General features: G+C 64.5%; 22 protein-coding genes and 1 tRNA gene. 7 read left to right on the forward strand and 16 right to left on the reverse strand.

Annotated features, from left to right (window positions below; all coding sequences use genetic code 11):
- Positions 1-2: 2 nt before the first annotated feature.
- Positions 3-1493, reverse strand: a complete 1491-nt coding sequence (gatA, locus tag P9239_RS17560) for an Asp-tRNA(Asn)/Glu-tRNA(Gln) amidotransferase subunit GatA (protein WP_309753126.1) — start codon at positions 1491-1493, stop codon at positions 3-5.
- Between the two features lie 81 nt (positions 1494-1574).
- Positions 1575-1874 carry an Asp-tRNA(Asn)/Glu-tRNA(Gln) amidotransferase subunit GatC gene (gatC, locus tag P9239_RS17565; protein ID WP_309753128.1) on the reverse strand — a complete coding sequence of 100 codons (300 nt, stop codon included), beginning with the start codon at positions 1872-1874 and terminating at the stop codon, positions 1575-1577.
- Between the two features lie 378 nt (positions 1875-2252).
- Between gatC and P9239_RS17570 the strand changes: the two genes are divergently transcribed.
- The 5 genes from P9239_RS17570 to rodA all read left to right on the forward strand — a co-directional run bounded on the left by P9239_RS17570 (position 2253) and on the right by rodA (position 8610).
- Positions 2253-3296 (forward strand): rod shape-determining protein, encoded by a 1044-nt coding sequence (locus tag P9239_RS17570; protein ID WP_004189550.1) that lies wholly within the window; start codon positions 2253-2255, stop codon positions 3294-3296.
- Between the two features lie 191 nt (positions 3297-3487).
- Positions 3488-4588 (forward strand): rod shape-determining protein MreC, encoded by a 1101-nt coding sequence (gene mreC / locus P9239_RS17575; protein ID WP_309753131.1) that lies wholly within the window; start codon positions 3488-3490, stop codon positions 4586-4588.
- Complete coding sequence (gene mreD, locus P9239_RS17580; RefSeq protein WP_309753133.1) at positions 4585-5097, forward strand: rod shape-determining protein MreD; 513 nt, start codon at positions 4585-4587, stop codon at positions 5095-5097. Before mreC ends, mreD begins: the two co-directional genes overlap by 4 nt.
- Before the next feature lie 89 nt (positions 5098-5186).
- The gene (mrdA, locus tag P9239_RS17585) at positions 5187-7439 is read left to right on the forward strand and encodes a penicillin-binding protein 2 (RefSeq protein ID WP_309753135.1); all 2253 of its coding nucleotides are present in this window, start codon (positions 5187-5189) and stop codon (positions 7437-7439) included.
- 10 nt (positions 7440-7449) lie between these two features.
- On the forward strand, positions 7450-8610 hold the full coding sequence (gene rodA, locus P9239_RS17590) for a rod shape-determining protein RodA (protein ID WP_404979992.1): 1161 nt from the start codon (positions 7450-7452) through the stop codon (positions 8608-8610).
- A 12-nt stretch (positions 8611-8622) separates the two neighbouring features.
- Here rodA and P9239_RS17595 read toward each other — a convergent pair whose 3' ends face one another.
- From P9239_RS17595 to def, 14 genes are all read right to left on the reverse strand, one after another.
- A complete protein-coding gene (locus P9239_RS17595; RefSeq protein WP_309753137.1) occupies positions 8623-9330 on the reverse strand; it encodes a tetratricopeptide repeat protein in 708 nt (235 codons plus the stop codon).
- Positions 9327-10109 carry an aldolase/citrate lyase family protein gene (locus tag P9239_RS17600; protein ID WP_309753140.1) on the reverse strand — a complete coding sequence of 261 codons (783 nt, stop codon included), beginning with the start codon at positions 10107-10109 and terminating at the stop codon, positions 9327-9329. The genes P9239_RS17595 and P9239_RS17600 overlap by 4 nt, the downstream gene beginning before the upstream one ends.
- A 187-nt stretch (positions 10110-10296) precedes the next feature.
- Positions 10297-10743 (reverse strand): 6-carboxytetrahydropterin synthase QueD, encoded by a 447-nt coding sequence (gene queD / locus P9239_RS17605; protein ID WP_309753141.1) that lies wholly within the window; start codon positions 10741-10743, stop codon positions 10297-10299.
- Between the two features lie 17 nt (positions 10744-10760).
- Entirely contained in the window at positions 10761-11393 is a 633-nt protein-coding gene (gene queE, locus P9239_RS17610) for a 7-carboxy-7-deazaguanine synthase (protein WP_309753143.1), read from the reverse strand.
- Positions 11394-11440: 47 nt separating this feature from the next.
- Positions 11441-12175 carry a 7-cyano-7-deazaguanine synthase QueC gene (queC, locus tag P9239_RS17615; RefSeq protein ID WP_309753145.1) on the reverse strand — a complete coding sequence of 245 codons (735 nt, stop codon included), beginning with the start codon at positions 12173-12175 and terminating at the stop codon, positions 11441-11443.
- A gap of 395 nt (positions 12176-12570) precedes the next feature.
- Positions 12571-12646: transfer RNA gene (locus P9239_RS17620), tRNA-Phe, on the reverse strand.
- A gap of 95 nt (positions 12647-12741) precedes the next feature.
- Complete coding sequence (gene esaR, locus P9239_RS17625) at positions 12742-13458, reverse strand: response regulator transcription factor EsaR (protein ID WP_309753147.1); 717 nt, start codon at positions 13456-13458, stop codon at positions 12742-12744.
- Positions 13459-15885, reverse strand: a complete 2427-nt coding sequence (locus P9239_RS17630) for a PAS domain-containing sensor histidine kinase (protein WP_309753149.1) — start codon at positions 15883-15885, stop codon at positions 13459-13461.
- A gap of 22 nt (positions 15886-15907) precedes the next feature.
- Positions 15908-16504: a DUF4390 domain-containing protein gene (locus P9239_RS17635; RefSeq protein ID WP_309753150.1), complete on the reverse strand. Its 597-nt coding sequence runs from the start codon at positions 16502-16504 to the stop codon at positions 15908-15910.
- Complete coding sequence (rsmB, locus tag P9239_RS17640; RefSeq protein WP_309753152.1) at positions 16501-17964, reverse strand: 16S rRNA (cytosine(967)-C(5))-methyltransferase RsmB; 1464 nt, start codon at positions 17962-17964, stop codon at positions 16501-16503. The genes P9239_RS17635 and rsmB overlap by 4 nt, the downstream gene beginning before the upstream one ends.
- A gap of 148 nt (positions 17965-18112) precedes the next feature.
- Positions 18113-18967 (reverse strand): zinc metalloprotease HtpX, encoded by an 855-nt coding sequence (gene htpX, locus P9239_RS17645; protein ID WP_175938902.1) that lies wholly within the window; start codon positions 18965-18967, stop codon positions 18113-18115.
- A gap of 117 nt (positions 18968-19084) precedes the next feature.
- A complete protein-coding gene (locus P9239_RS17650) occupies positions 19085-19732 on the reverse strand; it encodes a LysE family translocator (RefSeq protein WP_309753155.1) in 648 nt (215 codons plus the stop codon).
- A 28-nt stretch (positions 19733-19760) separates the two neighbouring features.
- The gene (gene fmt / locus P9239_RS17655) at positions 19761-20753 is read right to left on the reverse strand and encodes a methionyl-tRNA formyltransferase (protein ID WP_309753157.1); all 993 of its coding nucleotides are present in this window, start codon (positions 20751-20753) and stop codon (positions 19761-19763) included.
- Positions 20754-20804: 51 nt separating this feature from the next.
- A complete protein-coding gene (gene def, locus P9239_RS17660; protein ID WP_309753159.1) occupies positions 20805-21308 on the reverse strand; it encodes a peptide deformylase in 504 nt (167 codons plus the stop codon).
- A gap of 198 nt (positions 21309-21506) precedes the next feature.
- Between def and dprA the strand changes: the two genes are divergently transcribed.
- Positions 21507-22724, forward strand: coding sequence for a DNA-processing protein DprA (dprA, locus tag P9239_RS17665; protein WP_309753161.1), 1218 nt, complete (start codon positions 21507-21509; stop codon positions 22722-22724).
- A gap of 71 nt (positions 22725-22795) precedes the next feature.
- The gene (locus P9239_RS17670; RefSeq protein WP_309753163.1) at positions 22796-23173 is read left to right on the forward strand and encodes a thioredoxin family protein; all 378 of its coding nucleotides are present in this window, start codon (positions 22796-22798) and stop codon (positions 23171-23173) included.
- Positions 23174-23316: the final 143 nt, after the last annotated feature.

A 23316-nucleotide genomic window follows, 5' to 3' on the forward strand; every position in this document is an offset into this window, starting at 1 on the left:
GTTCACACTCCCGATGCCGATGGTGCCTTGCGGTGCCAGTCGGTCGCGCGCTGAAACGCGTCGGCGACCTGGAGCATCCGGGCTTCGTTGAAATAGTTGCCGACGATCTGCAGACCGACCGGACGATTCGCATTCGCGCCCGCGCCGAAGCCGCACGGCACGCTCATGCCCGGCAGGCCCGCGAGGCTCACGGAGAGCGTGTAGATGTCGGCGAGGTACATCTGCACGGGATCGTCGGTCTTCTCGCCGAGATTCCACGCCACCGACGGCGCAACCGGCCCCATGATCACGTCGCACTGCCTGAACGCTTCCTGAAAGTCTCGCGCGATGATGCGGCGAATCTTCTGCGCCTGCAGGTAGTACGCGTCGTAATAGCCGTGCGACAACACATACGCGCCGACCAGAATCCGGCGCTTCACTTCCGGCCCGAAGCCTTCGGCGCGCGACTTCTTGTACATGTCGAGCAGGTCCTTGTACTCCGCCGCGCGATGCCCGTAGCGCACGCCGTCGAAGCGCGACAGATTGGACGAAGCCTCCGCCGGCGCGATGATGTAGTACACGGGAATCGAAAGCTCGGTCTTCGGCAGCGACACTTCGACGAGCGTGGCGCCGAGCGCTTCGTATTGCTTCAGCGCCGCGTCGATAGCGGCGCGCACGTCGTCGGCCAAGCCCGCGCCGAAGTACTCCTTCGGCATGCCGATGCGCAGGCCTTTCAAAGGCTTGTCCGCATCTTCGCTCCAGTTCTTGCCGAGATAGCGCGTGTAATCCTCGTTCTCGCGTTGCAGGCTCGTGGAGTCGCGGTCGTCGAAGCCGCCCATTGCGTTCAGCAGCAGCGCGCAGTCGGCGGCGGTTTGCGCCATCGGGCCGCCCTGATCGAGCGACGACGCGAACGCGATCATGCCGTAACGCGACACGCGCCCATACGTCGGCTTGATGCCGGTGATACCGGTGAACGACGCGGGCTGGCGGATGGAGCCGCCCGTGTCGGTGCCGGTGGCGGCCGGCGCGAGGCGCGCGGCGACAGCCGCCGCCGAACCGCCGGATGAACCGCCCGGCACGGCCTTCACGTCCCACGGGTTCTTCACTGCGCCGAAGTACGAGTTCTCGTTGGACGAGCCCATGGCGAACTCGTCCATGTTCGTCTTGCCGAGACACACCATGCCCGCGCGGTTCAGTCGCTCGACGACGGTGGCATCGAACGGGCTCGCGTAGTTCTCCAGCATGTGGGAGCCGGCCGTCGACGCCCAGCCGCGCGTGACGAACACGTCCTTGTGCGCGATCGGCAGGCCGGCGAGCGGCCCGGCGTTGCCCTGCGCGATGCGCGCGTCGGCGGCTTTCGCCTGTTCCAGCGTCAGTTCCGGATTCACGCCGATGAACGCGTTTAGGTCCTTCGCGGCTTCGATGCGTTGCAGGTACGACTGCGCCAGCTCGACGGCGGAGATTGCCTTCGAGTCGAGCGCGGCGCGCAGTTCGGTCAAGCTTTTCTGATGCATTGCAGTTCCCTGATGAGCGCGGCGCTTCACGCCACGCGCGAGATCATTGTTCCGATGGGCCAATGGGCCGATGCGCGACGCTCACTCGATCACCTTCGGCACGAGATAGAGCCCGTCTTGCACGGCCGGCGCGCAACGCTGGAACTCTTCGCGCTCGATCCGCTCAGAAACAGCGTCGTCGCGCAGTCGCAGCGCGACCTCCTCGATGGCATCGATAGGATGCGCGAGCGGCTCGATGCCGGAGGTGTCGACCGCCTGCATCTGCTCGACGAGACCGAAGAAGTCGTTGAGCCGCGCAAGCGTCGGTTCTGCCTCGTGGTCGGGCAGTTCCAGCCGCGCGAGATGCGCAATGCGTTTAACGTCGGTCAGGGTCAATGACATGGGATCACCGGAGAAAAACATGAACAACTCCCACGCCGAAAAGGTTCGCTGTAACAGTCAGTTACGAACCTGGCGGAAAGCCGTCGAAGCGGGGCCGAGGATGGCAAAAAGTGCCGTCCTTTTCCTATAGAAACCCCCAAATTATAAGGTATCATTACACGTTCGACCCACATCCGGATCGACCTGTCAGCGGCTTTCTCCCTGAATCGATGCATCTCGAGAAACGTTTGCGTGGCATGTTCAATTCCGCGGTAGATTTCTGCTCGGATTTGCATTCACGGCGGCCCGTTTCGCCGTCCCGGCAAACCGTTATTTTTTCCGCTGCCGTCCCCGGCGCTCTTAGCGAGGCACGGCTACCCAGCGAGACAGGATTTTTGAATGTTCGGCTTTTTGCGCAGCTATTTTTCCAACGACCTGGCGATTGACCTCGGCACCGCCAACACGCTGATCTACATGCGCGGCAAGGGCATCGTCCTCGACGAGCCGTCAGTCGTCTCCATCCGTCAAGAAGGCGGCCCGAACGGCAAGAAGACCATTCAGGCTGTCGGCAAGGAAGCGAAGCAAATGCTCGGTAAGGTGCCGGGCAACATCGAAGCCATTCGGCCGATGAAGGACGGCGTGATCGCCGACTTCACCGTCACCGAACAGATGATCAAGCAGTTCATCAAGACTGCACACGAATCCCGCATGTTCTCGCCGTCGCCGCGCATCATCATCTGCGTGCCGTGCGGCTCCACTCAAGTCGAGCGCCGCGCCATCAAGGAAGCGGCGCACGGCGCGGGCGCATCGCAGGTGTATCTCATCGAAGAACCCATGGCGGCCGCAATCGGCGCTGGCCTGCCGGTCTCGGAAGCAACGGGTTCGATGGTCGTGGACATCGGCGGCGGCACCACGGAAGTCGGCGTCATCTCGCTCGGCGGCATCGTGTACAAAGGTTCCGTGCGCGTGGGCGGCGACAAGTTCGACGAAGCCATCGTCAATTACATCCGCCGCAACTACGGCATGCTGATCGGCGAACAAACCGCTGAAGCCATCAAGAAGGAAATTGGCTCGGCGTTCCCCGGCTCGGAAGTGAAGGAAATGGAAGTCAAGGGCCGCAACCTGTCCGAAGGCATTCCGCGCAGCTTCACGATTTCGAGCAACGAAATCCTCGAAGCCCTCACTGATCCGCTGAACCAGATCGTTTCGTCCGTGAAGATCGCGCTGGAACAGACGCCGCCGGAACTCGGCGCGGACATCGCCGAGCGCGGCATGATGCTGACGGGCGGCGGCGCGCTCCTGCGCGACCTCGACCGCCTGCTCGCGGAAGAAACCGGGCTGCCGGTGCTCGTCGCCGAAGATCCGCTGACCTGCGTAGTGCGCGGTTCGGGCATGGCGCTCGAGCGCATGGACAAGCTCGGCAGCATCTTCTCTTACGAGTGATCGCCGGCTTCGGCGTCTCGCGTTCGTCTATCGACGCGTCGCCGAAGCGCACGCCAAAGCATGCCGCGTAACGCGACGCGCGCACGGCCCGGCACCCGTCCGGGCCTTTGTCGAAACAGCGTAGGGCAGGTCCCGCCACAAGCGAAACAGCCTGCAGCATCATCCACCCGCTCACGCCCTCGGCGCTGACCATGGAATACAGTCCGCCGCCACTCTTCAAGCAAGGCCCTTCGGCGCTCGCACGCCTCATCTTCTTCGTGGTGCTGGCCATCGCGCTGCTGGTCACGGACGTCCGCTACAACACACTCGAAATCGTGCGCGGCATGCTCGGCGCCGGGCTGTACCCGCTGCAGCGCGCGGCGCTCGTTCCGCGCGACATTTTCATGGGCGCAGCCGATCTCGCCGTCACAAGCGCGACGTTGCGCAGCGAGAACCGCAAGCTCGCCGACAAGAACCTCGAACTGTCCATCAAGGCCGGCGACGCTGCACAACTCAACATCGAGAACGCGCATCTGCGCGCGCTCCTGAACCTGCAATCGCGCGCGACCACGCAGACCACGCCCGCCGAAATCCAGTACGACACGCGCGATCCGTTCACGCAGAAGGTCGTCATCGGCAAGGGCTCACAGCAGGGCATTCAGGACGGCGCGCCTGTCGTGGATGAAGAAGGCGTGATCGGACAAGTCACCCGCGTCTTTCCGCTGCAATCCGAAGTCACGCTGCTGACCGACAAGGATCAGGCCGTGCCGGTGCAGATCGCGCGCACGGGGCTGCGCAGCGTCATCTACGGCACGCCGAAAGGCGATACGCTCGACTTGCGCTTCGTGCCGATCAGCGCGGACGTGCAGGCCGGCGACCAACTCGTGACGAGCGGACTCGACGGCGTGTATCCGCCGGGGCTCGCGGTCGCCGAGGTGCTGCGCGTCGACAAGCAGGCGGACACGGCGTTCGCACGCGTCGTCTGCGTGCCGGTCGCGGCGGTGCGCGGCGCGCGCCAACTTCTCGTGCTTCACTACAACGTCAACGTGCCGCCCAATCCGATCGAAGTCGAAGCGGCCGCTGCGGCCAAGGAAGCGAAGGAAAACAAGGGCAAGAAGAAGTCTGCGCCGAAGGCGGCTGCGGGCGCGAGCGCGCCGGTTGCCGCATCCGCGCCGGCAAGCGCGTCGGCGGCTGTGGCTGCGTCGGCGCCCGCCGCGAAGGCAGCCGCGCCGAAAGCGGCATCGAGCGCATCGGCCAAATCGGGCAAGAAGGCGCACGCGCCGAAACCTGCTTCGTCCGGAGCCGCGCGATGAACCGTCCGCAGTACATCCTTCAGCCGGTCAATCCGTACTTCATCACGTTCAGCCTGGCCGCTGCGTTCCTGCTGAACCTCGTGCCGTGGGGCCGACTCGTCGGCGTGCCGGACTTTGTCGCGCTCGTGCTGCTTTTCTGGAACGTGCAGCAGCCGCGCAAGGTCGGCATGGGCATCGCGTTCCTGCTCGGGCTCTTGATGGACGTTCATAGCGCGAACCTGCTCGGCGAGCACGCGCTCGCGTACACGCTGTTGTCCTACGGCGCGATCACCATTCACCGGCGCGTGCTGTGGATGTCGCTGCCGGTGCAGACGTTCGTCGTCGCTCCGCTGCTGATCGGCGCGCATCTCGTGCCGTTCATCATCCGTCTGATGACCGGCGCGGCGTTCCCCGGCTGGAGCTATCTCACGAACGGATTCATCGAGGCACTGCTCTGGCCGGTCGCGAGCTTCCTGCTCCTCATGCCGCAACGGCGCGCAGCCGATCCCGACGACACGCGCCCCATCTGAGCGCCGCGCGCGACACGGCGGCCAAAAATCGCCCGCGCGCCGACTACACTTGAATCGCGAAAGAAGCGCGAACCACTCGCGAAACCTGCATGACCGAAATCAAGAACACCGAGCAACAGTTGTCGAAGTTCCGCCTGCGCGTCGCGGCGGCGGGACTGTTCGTGTTCGTCTGCTTCGGCCTGATCGGACTGCGCTTTCTCTATCTGCAGGTCTGGCACTTCAGCAAGTACTCGTTGCAGGCGAACGAAAACCGCATCTCCGTGGCGCCCATCGTGCCGAACCGCGGCATCATCACGGACCGCAACGGCATCGTGCTGGCGAAGAACTATTCCGCCTACACGCTCGAAATCACGCCGTCGAAGATCAACGGCACGCTCGACGAAGTCATCGACAGTCTCTCTGAAGTCATCCCTATCGATTCGCGCGACCGGCGGCGTTTCAAGAAGCTGCTGGAGGACTCGAAGAATTTCGAAAGCCTGCCCATCCGCACGCGTCTCACCGACGAAGAAGTCGCCAAGTTCACCGCCCAACGCTTCCGCTTTCCCGGCGTCGAAGTGCGCGCGCGTCTGTTCCGCCAGTATCCGCTCGGCACGACGGCGGCGCACGTGATCGGCTATATCGGCCGCATTTCGCAGCGCGATCAGGAGCGCATCGACGATGCAAGCGATCAGAACGACGAGAACTCCGATCACTACGACCCGCGTCTCGATGCGAACAACTACAAGGGTACGGATTACGTCGGCAAGATCGGCGTCGAGCAGAGCTATGAGACGGAACTGCACGGGCTGACCGGCTTCGAGGAAGTGGAAGTGACGGCGGGCGGCCGCCCGGTTCGCACGATGTCGCGCACGCAGGCGACGCCGGGCAATAATCTCGTGTTGTCGCTGGATATCGGCTTGCAGCAGGTGGCCGAGCAGGCATTCGCGGGCAAGCGCGGCGCGCTCGTCGCCATCGAGCCTTCCACGGGCGACGTGCTCGCGTTCGTCTCCGCGCCGAGCTTCGATCCGAATTCGTTCGTCGACGGCATCGATCAGCAGACGTGGGACGCGCTCAATAATTCGCCGGACCATCCGCTCTTGAACCGTCCGCTGCATGGCACGTATCCGCCGGGCTCGACGTACAAGCCGTTCATGGCGCTCGCCGCGCTCACGCTGCACAAGCGCACGCCCGGCTGGGGCTTTCAGGATCCCGGCTATTTCACGTTCGGCGGTCACACGTTCCGCAACGACGTGCGTTCGGGTCAGGGCTGGGTGGACATGAACCGCGCCATCGTCGTCTCCAACGACACGTATTTCTACATGCTGGCGCGCGATCTCGGCGTGAACGCGATGGCGGGCTTCATGAAGCCGTGGGGCTTCGGGCAGATCACCGGCATCGACATCGCGGGCGAGGCGCGCGGCATTCTTCCGTCAACGGAATGGAAGCGCAAGGCGTATCGCAAGCCCGAGCAACAGCGCTGGTATGAAGGCGAGACCATCAGCCTCGGCATCGGTCAGGGCTATAACTCGTTCACCATCTTGCAACTCGCGCACGCCACGGCGACGCTCGCCAACAACGGCGTCGTCATGAAGCCGCACCTCGTGCGTGATATCGAAAACCCGCTCAGCAAGGCGGTACGCCCGGTCGTGCGCGACCCGAGCGACAAAATCGCGGTGCGTCAGCAGGACATCGACGTCATCAAGCGCGCGATGGAAGGCGTGGTGACGAACGGCACGGCCGCCAAGGTGTTCGCGAGCGCGCCGTATCTCGCCGCCGGCAAGACAGGCACGGCGCAGGTCTATTCGCTTCAGGGCGCGAACTATCACGGCCACGCCACGGCCGAGCATTTGCGCGATCACGCGCTCTTTATCGCATTCGCGCCGGCGGAGAACCCGAAGATCGCGCTCGCGCTCATCGTTGAAAACGGCGGCTGGGGCGCGGAAGCGGCCGGCCCGATCGCGCGGAAGGTGCTCGATTACTACCTGGTGGACCGGATGAAGCCGGGCGCCGAAGCGGCCGCCGTGGCCGCCGCTGCCTCCGCGACGGAAGACGCGGGCCTGCCGGTGATCGGCGGCACGCAATCGCCAGCTGCGGCCGCGCTGCCCGCGTCGGTGGCGAATCAGTCGCCGGCGTTCTCGCCGTCCGCTGCGTCCAATCCGGATGTCGCGAAGGCAGCTTCCGCGCCCGCTGTCCCGGCTGGCCGCCCGGCATCCGCGCCCGCCGCCGCGCTGCCTGCGTCGGCTGCGCCGGGGCGCAAGCGCGGCCAGAAGAGCGCGCCGACGGAGCCGACGCCCACGATGGTGCGCGGCAACGCGGAGAACGGCGTGCGCACGATCGCGCCGACCGGCGGCATCGACGAATAAGGAAATCGGCATGCAAGTGCATCTGCAATTCGACAAGCACGTGTGGATCGAACGCGCGAAGCGCATGTTCGCCGGCTTCGACCGGCCGCTCGCGCTGATCGTTTTTCTGCTGCTATGCGTGGGTATCGTGACGCTCTATAGCGCCAGTCTCGACGTGCCGGGCCGCGTGGAGGACCAGCTGCGCAACATCATGCTGACGTTCGGCCTGATGTGGATACTCGCGAACATTCCGCCGCAGACGCTCATGCGCTTTGCCGTGCCGCTTTATACAGTGGGCGTCGCGCTGCTCGTCGCCGTGGCCGCATTCGGACTCACGCGCAAGGGCGCGAAACGCTGGCTGAACGTCGGCGTTGTCATTCAGCCGTCCGAGATCATGAAGATCGCGATGCCGCTCATGCTCGCTTGGTACTACCAGCGGCGCGAAAGCAATATTCGCTGGTGGGATTACATTGTCGGCTTCGTGATTTTGATGCTGCCCGTCGGCCTCATCGCGAAGCAACCGGACCTCGGCACGGCGGTGCTCGTGTTCGCGGCGGGCGTGTTCGTCATCTATTTCGCGGGACTCAGTTTCAAGCTGATCGTGCCGGTGCTGGCGGCGGCGGTAATCGTCGTGGCGAGCGTCGCGGTGTTTCAGGACCGCATCTGCCAGCCCGAAGTCAACTGGCCGCTGATGCACGATTATCAAAAGCACCGCATTTGCACGCTGCTCGATCCGACGTCCGATCCGCTCGGCAAGGGCTTCCACACCATTCAGGCGGTGATTGCAATCGGCTCGGGCGGCACGCTCGGCAAGGGTTGGCTCAAGGGTACACAGGCGCACCTCGAATTCATCCCTGAAAAGCACACGGACTTCATCTTCGCGGTGTTCTCGGAAGAATTCGGGCTGGCGGGCGGGCTGGTGCTGCTCTTTCTCTACATGGCCCTGATCGCGCGCGGACTGTATATCGCGGCGAACGGCGCGACCTTCTTCGGGCGATTATTGGCCGGATCGCTCACGCTCGCGTTCTTTACGTATGCGTTTGTCAACATCGGCATGGTGAGCGGGATCTTGCCCGTCGTGGGCGTGCCGCTGCCGTTCATGAGTTACGGCGGCACGGCGTTGACCACGCTCGGCGTCGCGGTCGGGCTCATCATGAGCGTCGCGCGACAGAAGCGGCTGATGCAGAGCTAGCGCGACGAGCGGTTACTGCGGCTGCGCCTGTGGCGGCGGTTTTTGCTGCTCCAGTTCGGCGCTCAACTGCAGGTACTTGAGCTTCGCTGCCGGATCGCCTTGCGCCGCAGCCGCCGCGTAGTACGCGCGCGCGACGTTGAGATTGCGTTCGACGCCATCGCCGCCGCGTTCGTAGAACGATCCCGCGACATACTGCGCCGTCATGTCGCCGCCCTGCGCGGCCTTCTTGTACCAGGTGAACGCCTGCGTGTTGTCGCGAGCGGTGCCTCGGCCGTCCAGAAACTGATTCGCGAGCGCCAGTTCCGCCTGCACATGCCCCTGATTCGCGGCGCGCAGAAACCATCGGTGCGCTTCCGCCGGGTCTTTGTCCACGAACTCGCCGTCGTCGTACATCTTGCCGTAGACGTACTGCGCGTGCGTCATGTTCGCATCGGCGGCGCGGCGCAGCCACTTCTTGCCCTCGGGCACGTCGGCGGCGCCGCCTTCGCCGTTGAGCAGCATCATCGCGTAATTGAATTGCGCCAGACGGCTGCCCTTTTGCGCCGCGCGACGAAATTCCGAGCGCGCGGCGACGAGGTTGCCCGCGTTGTAATCGGCGACGGCGTTCTGCGTCGCGAGATCGGTCGGCTTCGGCATGGCTTGCGCGTGCGCGCCGCCCGCCGTCGTCAGGACGAGCGCAGCCGATGCCGCCGCCACGCCGCCACGCCATGCGCCCTTCATGCTCGGGCCTCCTGCAACGCCTGCCGCGTCGCCTTCAAAAGCCACATCACGTCGGCGGCAATCGAAACGAGCTTGATGCCCGCCTCGGCGTACTGCCGCGCGCTCGCGACATCGAGCGCGAAAATGCCGCTGGCCTTGCCTGCGCGTTTTGCGGCGTCCGCGATTTTCGTGATGGCCGCGAGCACGTCCGGATGCTTGCTATCGCCGAGATGGCCGAGGCTCGCGGCGAGATCCGCCGGGCCGATGAAGAGGCAATCGACGCCCGGGGTCGCAGCGATCTCATCGACGGCGCCGAGCGCCGCCACCGACTCGATCTGCACGATGGTCGCGATCTGCTCGTTCGCGCCCGACACGTAGTCGCGCCGCATGCCGTATGCCGCCGCGCGCACCGCGCCTGCGACGCCGCGCAGCCCTTCGAGCTGCGCCTCGGTCGGATAGCGCGTGAGCCGCACGATGCGCGCCGCCTCCTCCGCCGACTGCACGTTGGGGAACATCAGCGTGCGCGCGCCGGCGTCGAGCACGCGCTTGACGAGCCAGCCTTCGGCGAACGGCACGCGCACCACCGGTTCCGTCGGCAAATGCGCGGCGGCGATGGCGCGAAGCTGCTCGACGACATCGCGGCTATCGTTCGGCGAGTGTTCCATGTCGATGCACAGCCAGTCGAAACCGGCGTGCGCGAGCGCTTCGGCTGCATCGGCGCTGCACAACGACAGCCACAGGCCGAAGAGCGGACCGGAATCGGCGAGACGTTGCTTGAGGGGATTGGTGAAAGTGCTCATCGCGCGGCTCCGTGGGAGCGCAATCTGCGCGATAGGCGCGACGCAAGGAAGGGGCACGACTGGATGGTTGACGGCATGTTGCGCTCCGGATGATCGACATGCACTGCGTGGCGTCGGCCAGAGTTGGCCGACTCACCGAGCGATCATACCGTGACAACGGCGCGGGCGTTCGCCGCACGTTAGGCGCTTACGGGCGCTCGACGTCCGCCCAGCAATTCGGCGTTTCGTAGAGCCGCACGCGCTTCAACTTCAAATCGACGCCGTAGTGGGCGTCATAAACGTCCGCGAGAATGCGGAACGCGACCGCCGCCATGTTCTCGACGGTCGGAATGCGGTCGAACACGACAGTCTTGTGATCCGTCATCGACTGCAGGAATTCGCGCACTTTCACGTCGCCCTCATAGACGATGAACGCGTGATCCCACTTGTTGACGAGATGCTCCATCGCAAGCGACTTCACGTCGGCGAAATCCATCACCATGCCGCGATCCGGCGCGCCTTCGGTATCGACGAGTTCGCCTTGCAGCGTGATTTCGAGCACGTAGCGATGCCCGTGCAGGTTGCGGCACTGGCTGCGGTGATCGGGAATGCGGTGGCCCGCATCGAATTCGAGTTTTCGGGTAATCGTCTGCACGTCGGCTCGATCGTCTTTCAGGGGATATTCAGATATTTGTGCGTCTGCATCGACAGCCGCCATTTCGGATGGCGCTTGCACCAGTCGATCGCGAGCTTGGTGTTGATGTCGCGTGACGGGCCGTCCATCGGCTGCACGAGGAAGTACTCGAAGTCGAGCTTTTCATACTCCGCGAGCCGTTGATTGTCCTGCGGCACGACGACCTTCAGCTCGTTGCCCTTCGTCACGACGAGCGGCGCGTCGGCCTTCGGGCTCACGCAAATCCAGTCGATGCTCTCCAACACGGCCATCGACCCGTTCGTTTCGATGGCAATTTCGAAGCCCGCCGCATGGAGCGCGTCGACGAACGGCTGGTCGATCTGCAACATCGGCTCGCCGCCCGTGCACACGACGAACTTGTGCGCCGCGCCCTCGGGCCACAGCGACGCGATCTTCGCCACCAGTTCCGCTGGCGTCCTGTACTTGCCGCCGTTTTCGCCATCCGTGCCGACGAAATCCGTGTCGCAGAAGCGGCACACCGCATCCGCGCGGTCTTCCTCGCGGCCCGACCACAGATTGCAGCCGGCGAAGCGGCAGAACACGGCGGGACGCCCGGCGTTCGCGCCCTCGCCCTGCAACGTGTAAAAGATTTCCTTGACCGCGTACGTCATGACTACTCTGTAACCTGTGTTAGTTCGCTCTGCTCTGCGTCTGCCATTCAGACGGGTTCGATCGTGACCTGCTCGCCCGCGCGATACGCCTCGTAGCCGCGCTTGCGCAGCTTGCACGCCGGGCACTGGCCGCAGCCGAAGCCCCATTCGTGCAGTTCGGAACGCTCGCCGACATAGCACGTATGTGTTTCCACACGAACGAGTTCGACGAGCGTCTCGCCGCCGAGCGTTTCCGCGAGACGCCACGTGTCGGCCTTGTCGAGCCACATCAGCGGCGTTTCCAGCGCATAGCGCGTTTCCATCCCGAGATTCAGCGCGACTTGCAACGCTTTCATCGTGTCGTCGCGGCAATCCGGATACCCGGAGAAGTCCGTTTCGCACATGCCGCCGACAAGCACCTTCAGCCCGCGCCGATACGCGACCGCTGCCGCGATGGTCATGAACAGCAGATTGCGGCCCGGCACGAAGGTGTTCGGCAGGCCGTTCGCCGTCGACTGAATCTCGATCTCACGCGTCATGGCCGTGTCGCTGATTGCGCCGAGCACGGACAGGTCGATCATGTGGTCTTCCCCGAGCCGCTCGGCCCAGTGCGGAAACTCACGCACGACCGCTGCACGGAACCCGTCGCGGCATTCCAGTTCGACGCGATGCCGCTGGCCATAGTCGAAGCCGAGCGTTTCGACGGTTTTGTAGCGTTCGAGCGCCCATGCAAGGCACGTGGCCGAGTCCTGCCCGCCGGAAAACAGCACGAGGGCGCTGTCCTTCGCGTCTATCCGAGTCACCGTGAAAACTCCGTGTATGAGATTGGCATCCGCGCCGCGTGGCCGGTCGAATAATCGACGTTGCGTTGAACGCGCGGGCTGCGGCGATCTGCGAATCCCAGTATAGGCTGGTGGCGTTTCGTCGGACGCAAGCGGCCCTTATGCCTCCGATAGCAACCAGCGAAGCCATTCGCCGATGCTTTTCGGGCATCGAAAAGAAAAGGACTTGCGGTCCGAGGACGAGGCAAGTCCTTAATTCGACGCGGATTTTATCACGCTGAACGATTGTTCGCCGAGCTGACCGTCCGCCGCTCGAGGCGTTGCGGCGCTCGATGCGCTTATCCGCAGCGCCGAACAAAACGACGCCACAAATGAAAAAGCCCGAGAGCGAAAACACTCTCGGGCTTCTTGCATTCTGGTGGCCTGGGGCGGAATCGAACCACCGACACGCGGATTTTCAATCCGCTGCTCTACCAACTGAGCTACCGGGCCAACGAAGAGGTGAAACTATATCAGAGTCATGCGCGGGCCTCAAGCCTTTCACCGAATTTTTCACGCTTTCGTCCGGATCACGTTGAGCGTGCCGCTCAAACTTCGCTCTTGTTCTTTCCGAGATCGACGCCGAGTTGCTTCAGTTTCCGGTACAGGTGCGTGCGCTCCAGTCCCGTCTTCTCCGCCACGCGCGTCATGCTGCCATTCTCGCGCGCGAGGTGATATTCGAAGTACGCGCGCTCGAAGGCGTCGCGAGCATCCCGCAGAGGAATGTCGAACGAAATCGACGCGGTTTGTCCCGCCTGGCTTTGCCCCGCGCCGCCCGCGCCCGCATCGCCCGACGAGGCGTTTAGCGCCGACGCCGTCGGCAACGCCGCCGCGACCGGCACGCCCGACGAGCCCGCGTTCAGCGCGGGCTTGGTCGCCGCCACCGCAGCCGGCGCGGCCGTGCCGTGCGCGAGTCCCTGCTCGACCGCCTTCAAGAGTTTCTGCAGCGCGATGGGCTTTTCGAGAAAGTTGAGCGCGCCGATCTTCGTCGCTTCGACCGCCGTGTCGATGGTCGCGTGCCCCGACATCATGATGACGGGCATCGTGAGCTTGCCCTGCGCGGCCCATTCCTTCAGGAGCGTGACGCCATCGGTATCGGGCATCCAGATGTCGAGCAGGACGAGATCGGGTGTCTGCTGCAAGCGGTATTCACGCGCGTGCTGCGCGTTCTCCGCCACATCCACGACATGTCCCTCGTCGCTCAGGATCTCGGAGAGCAGTTCCCGGATCCCCATTTCATCGTCTACCACCAGGATGGTTGCCATTTAAGCTGCCCTTGTCTGCACTGTTGCTTTTGTCGTTCCGTGTTTCGCGGCCGCCGGAGTCGAAGGCGCTGCGCCGTCGGCGGCAGTGTCGTCCGCGAGTTGAAGAAACAGAATCGAGATTTGCGCGCCTTGCACCACGTCGCCCGTCTTCGACCGGTTGCGAATGTCGATGCGCGCGCCATGCTCGTCGACGATCTTCTTTACCGTTGCAAGTCCCAGACCCGTGCCCTTCGCCTTCGTCGTCACATAAGGTTCGAAGGCCCGCGACAGAATGCGCGTGGGAAAGCCGGCGCCGTTGTCCGATACGCTCAGACGAACCGCGACGCGCGCATGACCCGAAGCATCCGGCTCGCCATATTCTACTGTCCTCGTTTCGAGCAGCACGCTCGGTTCGGGGACATCGGCGACGGCGTCCTGTGCGTTCTGCAGCAGGTTGTGGATCACCTGGCGAATCTGCGTCGCGTCGCCCCGGATCACGGGCAGCTTCGCGAGGTCCACCTTGATCGGGCTCTTGCCTTCCTCGATGCCGTAAAGCGCCAGCACTTCGCCGACCAGATCGTTCAGTTGCAGATTGCCGAGCACCGCAGGCGGCGTGCGCGCGTATTCGCGGAAGTCGTCGACCATGTGCTTCATGGCCTGCACCTGATTCACGATGGTCGTCGATGCCCGCTTCAGCACTTCGGCGTCCTGCGGGGCGAGCTTATCGGCGAGCTTCATTTGCAGACGTTCGGCGGAAAGCTGAATGGGCGTGAGCGGATTCTTGATCTCATGCGCGAGACGCCGCGCGACTTCGCCCCACGCCACCGAACGCTGCGCGGAAATGACGTCGGAGATATCGTCGAACACGACGACATAGCCGGTGGTTTCGGCGTCGTCCGTGTCGCTCTCGGTAGCGCTCAGCAATTGCGTGCCGCGCACAAGCAGCGTCAGCGGATCGTTCTCGCCGGGCACGGTCACGGCCACCTGCTGCTGCCAGTGTCCGCGATCCCCCGTCGGATGCCCGCTACCGATGGCGGCGGCATCGCGCTCGGCGAACGCTTTCTTGACCATCGCGCCGAATTCGGCGAGCACGTCGATATGATCGAGCGGCTGCCCAAGCAACGCGCGGAACGGCTGCCGGAAGATGCGTTCGGCGCCGCGATTCGCGGTGGTGAGCCGGAACTGCCGGTCGAACACGAACACGCCCGCCGTGAGGTTCGCGAGAATGCTTTCGAGATACGCCTTCGAATGTTCCAGCGCGATGCGGTTGTTCTCGACCGCCGCGCGCGCTTCGGAAAGCTGGCGCGTCATGGCATTGAACGACTGCGTGAGGAAGCCGAGTTCATCGCGCGAATTGATCTCGCGCTTCGGCGTGTAATCGCCTTCGGCCACTTCCTTCGTGCCTTGCGCGAGCAGGAAAAGCGGCCGCGCAAGCTGATTGCCGAGCGCGAGCGCAAGCATCATCGCGATGAACGTGGCGAGAAAGAGCGCAAGCGTCAGCGTGCCGATATACATCTTGCGCAAACCCGTGCGCCCGAGCCGTTTTTCCTGATACTCGCGATACGCGCGCTGCACGGCGTCGGCATTGCGCGCGAGTTCCTGACTCACCGGCTGCTCGATCTGCAAGAAGCGGTCGACGTGCTGAAATTCGGTGGTCGTCGTCGGGTCGGGAATCTTCGTGATGACGCGCAGCCGCAGCGCGCCCTTCGGCCCGTTCGATTTCGGATCGCCGTCGATTTCGCCCTCAATCGCACCGAACGGGTGATCCTGCGCTTCTTTCAGCATGGCGCTGGTCGGCTCGTTCGTGGGCAAGAGCGAATAGTAATTGCCCGACGCCTGCGCGATGGTCCGCAAGCCCGCCACGCGCTGCAATGCTCCGCCCGCGTTCAGATCCTCGCGATTGTATTGATCGCGTGGACGCTCGAACACGACGGCGTCCTGGACACCGAACTGATCGCGCAGACGCAAGAGCGACAGCGTGAGGCTCGACGGATCGGCGCTCGCGAGTTGATCGCTCATCTGCCGGCCGCGATTCTTGAAATCCGCAAGCGACGTTTCGAGCATGCCGCGCCCGAGCGTCAGGCCGGACGTGAGCGCGGTTTCCACGTTCACGTCGAACCACGACTCGATACTTCGGGAAACGAACTGATACGACACGACGTAGATGATCGCACCCGGCAGCACGCCGACGAGCGCGAAGATCAGCGCGAGCTTGGCAAGCAGCCGCGTGCCGAAGCGCCCCTGCCGCACGCGCGACACGATAATCAGCGTGAGGCTGATGACGATCAGCATGAAGATGACCGCCACCGCGACGTTCGCCGCATACAGCCAGCCGTAATAACGGTCGAAGAACTCGGTATTCGCGCTCGCGAGCGCGAGCATCACGAGCAGCAGGACCGCCGTGAGCGCGACTGTGGTGACCAGCAACCGGACCACGAAACTCTTCATGTCCGTGCGGCCGCGTCGAAATCTATTTCGCACGTTCCGCCGCCGTAAAAGTGAACCGCTTCCAATCCGAGGACAGGTTCCAGTCGCGGTTGTTGACTGCGTCGATCTGGAACGGCTTGGGCATCAGCGCGATATCCAACTGCATGCGCACCGATGCGGTGTACGTTTCTCCGCCATGCACCTGATTACGGTCGATCACATGCCACGACGTCACATGCTTGATGACCGCGAGCGCCTCGGCAAGCGAGGCGAAGCGCAATTGCAAGCCGCCCGTCGAGACGCGGTACTCGTTCGTGAGCGGCTGAAAGGAGAGCCGAATGCTTTGCGATACATTGACCGGCTCTTCGTCGAACCAGTACCAGCGCGGACGCGAAAGCATGAAGTCGATGGTGAAGTAGAGCGGTACGCTGCGGTTCACGGCTTCTTCGAGACTGCTGTTGAGATCGAAGTCGAAGTGCGCATCGAGGCTCCAGCCGTTGTTGTCCGCCTGCAAGGACGCGCGCTGCACCGAGATGGTTTCCGCGAAGGCGGACGCTGCCGGCGTGAAACTCAGCCAGAGCGCCAGCGCAGTCCAGATGACGGCCGCGAGCCGAAGCGGAAAAAAGCGTTTGATCGTCACCGTTTCTGAAAGCGCGCGTAGAAGAATCCGTCGTGATCCGCGAAGGTTTCCGCGTTCGACGGCGGACCTGCGTTCTGTGCCTCGCCGGAACCGGCGCGTTCGGCATGTGTACCATCCGGTGACGCTTGAACCGCACCCGCGCTTGCGCGCGCCGCTGTCGGCAACAGTTGCCCCGGCGCGTCCAATCGTACCGCATCTTCATGCGCCGCTCCAAACCAGCGGGCCTGGTCCTCGCCTTCCTCGGGAAAGACGGAGCACGTCACGTAGAGCAGCTCGCCGCCTTTTGCGACGAGCGGCCAGAGCGCCGCGAGAATGCGTCTTTGTTCATCGACGAGAGCGGCGATGTCCGACGAGCGCCGCAGCCACCGAATGTCCGGATGCCGGCGCACGATGCCCGACGCCGAACACGGAACGTCCGCGAGAATGCGATCGAAAGGCGCACCTTCGAACCATGACGAAGGATCGCCCGCATCGCCCGCGCGAATGTCCGCTTGCAGTTTGAGACGCTCCAGATTCTGCGCGATGCGGCCTGCTCGCGTCGCATCGCTTTCCAGCGCAATGAGTTCGACGTTAGCCAACTCCAGAATGTGGCCGGTCTTGCCGCCGGGCGCGGCGCACGCGTCGAGCACGCGCATGCCGTCGCGAACATCGAGCAACTGCGCGGCAAGCTGCGCGCCCGCGTCCTGCACCGACACCACGCCATCCGCGAAGCCGGGAATGCGATCGACGGGCATCGGCGTGGTTAGCCGAACCGCGTGCTGCCCCGCCGCGCGCGCTTCGATGTGTTCGGCCTTCAGAAGGTCCAGATACGCGCTCACGGTCATATGCCGCGCGTTGACGCGCAACGTGAGCGGCCCTTGCACGTTGCCCGCCGCGAGAATGCGCTCCCATGCGTCGGGATGGGCGCGCTTCACCGCGTCGATCCACCACTGCGGATAGTTCCAGCGCGCGACGGGGCTTTGCATCGCTTCGCCGATGAGCGCGTCGCGTTCGCGCAGGAAGTTGCGCAGCACTGCGTTCACGAGCCCCTTCGCGAACGCAAACTCGCGCCGCGCGGCGATCGAACTCACCGCCTGATCGACCACGGTGAACGGCGCATACGCCGCGTGCGCCTCGTCGTCCGCGAGCAAAGCGAACGCGCACGCGAGCACGTTGCTCACGTGCGGCGGCGGCGCCTTGCGCACGAGCTTGTGCAAGAGCGCATCTGCGAGCGCGAGCCGGCGCATCGTGCGATACGCGATGTCCTGGATCGCGCCACGCGCCGCCGCGTGCTTGCCCGACGCCGCGACGGTCTGGATTGCCGCCGGCAACGCCGAACCGGCCCGCACCGCGCCTACGGCTTGCGCCGCGCCGTCGAGCGCGAACGCGAGCGAATCGGGCGCGAGATGCAGCGCGCTCATGCGAGCGTGCGCGTGCGGCGGGTGCGCGGCGGCGGATCGCCGGGATGGCTTGTCTGTCATGTCGAAATGGGGTCTTGCGGCTGGCGCGCGCATATCAAACGACGATTGTAACGTGCGCCACAAACGCGGCCGATGCGCCGGCAGTAAAGAGAAAGGCCGCCCGAACGTGCCGGAGCGGCCTTGCATTCGACTACCGATGCGACTTGGCTTACATGCGCCCGGTCCGCGCCATTTCCATAAGACGCGCGACGCGCTCTTCGGTCGCCGGGTGCGTCGAGAACAGATTCGCGATGCTGCCACCTGACAGCGGATTCATGATCATCATCTGCGCAGTTGCGGGATGCGCTTCCGCTGCCGGGAACGGCACGCCCGACGCGTACGCGTGAATCTTCTCCAGCGCACTCGCGAGCGCCTGCGGATCGCCCGAAATCTGCGCGCCGCCGCGGTCCGCTTCAAATTCGCGCGCACGGGAAATCGCCATCTGGATCATCGCGCCCGCGATAGGCGCGAGAATCGCCACGGCAATGCTCGCGATGGGGTTAGCCGGACGGCCTTCCTCGTCGCGCCCGCCGAAGAACATGGCGAAGTTCGCAAGCGCGGAAATCGCGCCGGCCATCGTCGCGGAGATGGTCGAGATGAGAATGTCGCGATGCTTCACGTGCGCCAGTTCGTGCGCCATCACGCCGCGCATTTCACGCTCGGACAGCACGCGCAGAATGCCGGTCGTGGCCGCGACCGCCGCGTGTTCGGGATTGCGGCCGGTGGCGAACGCGTTCGGCGCGTCCTCGTTGATGAGATAGACACGCGGCATCGGCAACTGCGCGCGCGTGGCCAGCTCGCGCACCATGCGATAGAACTGCGGTGCGGTGGTTTCGTCGACTTCCTGCGCGTTGTACATGCGCAGGACCATCTTGTCCGAGAACCAGTACGAGAAGAAATTCATGCCAAGCGCGACGACGAGCGCGAGCATCATGCCCTTCGACCCGCCGATCATGCCGCCGATCACGACGAAAAGGGCCGTGATCGCTGCCATCAGCATCGCGGTTTTGACCCAGTTGAACATATGCGGAGCTCCTTCTCCCTGATTACAGTGCGCAATCTGCGCGGTGGACCCGGCCAGACTGGACGGGACGCTCATTGTAAGCAAAACGTTAGATAAGGGCATCCGCGAAAGATTCAACTATCTGTGCGAAGTCGCCAGTTTGATGCCGAGCCCGACGAATGCGCCGCCCACCCCGCGGTCCAGCCACCGCTTGACGCCCGGCTTGCCGGAAAAGCGTTCGGTGACGCTGCCGGCGATCCACGCGACGAAGCTGTTCCACACCGTGCTCATCGCGATGAACACGAGGCCGAGCGTAAGAAACGCGAGCGTCTTGTGTTGGCTGTCGGCGGCGACGAACTGCGGGAAGAACGAGACGAAGAAGAGCACGACTTTCGGGTTAAGGACGTTCGTCACGAAACCTTGCGTGAAGAGCTGCCGCAGCGATTTCGGGGCGCTTTTGGCACTGGCCTTGTCAGAAGCAGGGTCGCTCGGGGCGTCGTGTTTCGCGAAGATGAGCCGCACGCCGAGGTAGATGAGATAGATCGCGCCCGCGATCTTGACGACGGTGAACGCGGTCGCGGATGCCGCGAGAATCGCCGTCAGACCGAACGCGCACGCAAGCGTATGCACGATACATCCCGCCGAAATGCCGAGCGCCGAGACAATGCCCGCGCCGCGCCCTTGTGCGACGCTGCGTCCGACGATGTACGCGGTGTCCGGCCCCGGCGTGACGTTCAGCAGAAAGACGGCGACGAGAAAGAACGCGAAACCTGTGATGCCGAGCATGGAAACCCCGAAGAACGTGAGCGACTTTTTATTCTATGCCGCGCGCGTCGTTCTGAAGAGCGAAACACTGCCCCTTCGACAAGGCCGTGCCGGCCAGAAACTCGCGCGCCGGAAGCCGTTTGCCGCCGGGCTTCTGAAGCTGCGTCAGCTTGAGCGCGCCGCTCCCGCAGGCCACGACGATTCCTTCCGCAGAAACGTCCACGATGACGCCCGGCGCGCCGTGCGCACTGTCGAGCGGCTGCGCCGACCAGATTTTGATCGCGGTGTCGTCGAGCGTGCCGACCGCGCCCGGGAACGGATCGAACGCGCGAACCTGTCGCGCCAGCTCCGCCGCCGGGCGGCGCCAGTCGAGCGCCGCCTCGTGTTTCGCAATCTTTTCGGCGTATGTCGTGCCGTCTTGAGGTTGCGGCGTGGAACGGAGCGTGCCGTCGCGCTCCAGATCGCGCAGGGCCGCGACGACCAAATCCGCGCCCATTTGCGCGAGGCGGTCGTGAAGCGTGGCGGTGGTGTCGTCGGGAAGAATGGCCGTGCGCGCCTCGCGGATCATCGCGCCCGTGTCGAGGCCGGCGTCCATTTGCATGAGCGTGATGCCGCTTTCGGCGTCGCCCGCTTCGATCGCGCGATGAATCGGGGCGGCTCCGCGCCAGCGCGGCAGTAACGACGCGTGAATATTGATCGCACCGCGCGGCGGGATGTCCAGCACTTCCTGCGGCAGGATCAGCCCGTAAGCCGCGACGACCATCACATCGTGCGGCGTGGCGCGCAGCCGATCGATGGCCTCTGCCGCTTCCTGCGGGTATTTGCCCGCGCGCCGGAGCGACGTCGGCTGCGCGACGGGCAGCCCGTGCTCCACGGCAAAGCGCTTGACCGGACTCGCGGTCAGCTTCATGCCGCGTCCGGCGGGCCGGTCGGGCTGCGTGAGCACGAGAGGAACGGAAAAGCCAGCCGCATGGATGGCCGCGAGCGCGGCGGCGGCAAATTCTGGCGTACCGGCGAAAACGACACGCAGCGATTGAGTCATCGGAGAAAGCGCCGTTCGGCGCGCCTGCAAAAACGTGAATCGTACCGCCGCTTACAGCGCTTTTTCGAGCTTTTTCATCTTCCCGCGAATACGCGTCTGCTTCAGTTGAGACAGATATTCCACGAAGACGTGTCCGTCCAGGTGATCGATCTCGTGCTGAACGCATACGGCCAGCAGCCCTTCACAATCGAGTTCGAACGTCTCGCCCTTTTCATTCAGCGCCCTGACGCGCACGCGGTCCGGCCGCTCGACGATGTCGTAAATGCCCGGCACCGACAGACAGCCCTCTTCCCAGTCCTTCCTGACCTCGCTCGCCCAGACGATTTCCGGGTTGATGAAGACCATCAGTTCGTCGTGCGCATCCGACACGTCGATGACGATCACGCGCTCGTGCACGTCCACCTGCGTCGCCGCGAGGCCGACGCCGGGCGCGGCGTACATCGTCTCGGCCATGTCGGCGACGAGCTTGCGGATGCGGTCGTCCACCACGGCGACGGGCTTCGCCACCTTGTTCAGCCGCTTGTCCGGGTAGTTGAGTATCTTGAGCAGAGCCATGATTCGAATTATCTACACGCGCCACGACGCGGTGAAGTCGGCCATTCGGCCAGGTTGCGGAGGCCTTGCGGCGTGCCGAAGATATGCGGGCGAATCCACGGGATTCAACGCCGCCGGCAAGCGGCAGACAGCGTCGCTACGGACCGGCTGCGCGGCCGGGCGACGATTCTTGATTTATACGGGATCAAAAATCTTAACATGACGACCGACACCCTGCCGACCGACCCGGCACTTGCTGAATGCCCTGCGGCCCCGCCCGCATCCGACGACTTTCGCGCCTGGCTGCGGCTTGCGCACGCCAAAGGTCTGCGCCCGCTCGCGCTGCGCACGCTCCTCGGTGCGTTCGGCGGCCCGCTAGAAGTGCTGTCGGAGAGCTACGCCGCGCTCGCCCGCGCCACCGACGAAACCGCCGCGAAAGCCGTGACCGCGCCGCCAGCGGACGTCGAAGGCGCTCCCTTCGATGACTATATTGAATGCGTGCGCGATTGGACGTCCGAGCCCGGCAATCATCTGCTCACGCTCGCCGACGCCGACTATCCGCAGGCGCTCTTGACCATGCCCGATCCGCCGCCCGTGCTCTACGTGAAAGGACGGCTCGACGTGCTTCAGTCACGCGCAGTGGCGATCGTCGGCAGCCGCAACGCGACGCCGCAAGGCGCGGAAGACGCACGGCGCTTTGCGCGGGCGCTTTCCGATGCCGGACTCGCGGTGGTGTCGGGACTCGCGCTCGGCATCGACGCCGCCGCGCATCGCGGCGCGCTCGATGGCGGCGCGGGAACCATCGCCGTCATCGGCACGGGCGCGGATCTCGTCTATCCCGCGCACAACCACACGCTCGCGCACGAAATCGCCCGCGACGGCGCCATCGTGTCCGAGTGGCCGCTCGGCACGCCAGCGCGCTCCGCGAACTTTCCGCAACGCAACCGGCTGATCGCGGGATTGTCGGGCGGCGTGCTGATCGTCGAAGCCGCGATGCGGTCGGGCTCGCTCATCACCGCGCGGCTCGCCGCCGAGATCGGGCGCGATGTGTTCGCCATTCCCGGGTCGATTCACGCGCCGCTGTCGCAGGGCTGTCATCGGCTCATCAAACAGGGCGCAAAGCTCGTCGAAACGCCGGAAGACGTATTGGAAGAGTTCGGCTTTCCGGCCGCTCAAGCGCCCGCACCGGGTCGACGCGGCAAGCCGCGAGCACCGAGCGCCTCGTGGGCATCCGCCCGCCTGCCCGCCGACGCGCCGACTGGCGACGCCGAGCGCGTGCTCGCCGCGCTCGGCCACTCGCCGGCGACGCTTGAAATTCTGGCCGAGCGCACCGATCTCGACGGCGCGGCGCTTCAGGGCGCGCTGCTTCAGCTCGAACTCGCGGGGCTGGCGGCGGCGCTGCCGGGCGGCCGGTACGGGGCGCTCGAACGCTCCTGACCCCGCCTCGTGCTACATTCGCGAGAATTGCGCTGCACGGCGTTGCCATAAGAAAGGATCGTCTCAACCTCATGTCCGCGTTCAACCTCGATACCGACGCCGAACAAATCGCCGAACGCCTCGCCGTGCCGGGCACGCTGTTCGTCGCGTGCCTGTGCGCGGAATGGTGCGGGACGTGCCGCGAGTATCGCGAAGCTTTCGACAGACTGGCCGACGCGCATCCGGACATCTGCTTCGCGTGGATCGACATCGAAAATCAGGCGGACCGCTTCGATGACCTGGACGTGGAGAACTTCCCGACCGTTTTGATCGAAGATTCGGTCACGACCCGATTTTTCGGCACAGTGCTGCCGCAGGTCGCAATCGTCGAGCGCATGCTCACCGACCTCACCGCCCTGCCCGACATGACCGGCGCGCCCAAGCTGCGCCCGGCGCTTGCTATAGCGTAGACAAATGGATCGGCGGCACCCGGTTGCGTCTTCCGAAACGCACCCGGACGCCGGTTCGGCGGGCGTCGTAATCGAAACCGCGACGCGCACGGCGCAAACCGTGTGCTATAAAGCGGTCGTTAAAGCGGTCCAAACGGGGCCGC

It is taken from the genome of Caballeronia sp. LZ062, from assembly GCF_031450785.1.
Taxonomy (GTDB): Bacteria; Pseudomonadota; Gammaproteobacteria; order Burkholderiales; family Burkholderiaceae; genus Caballeronia.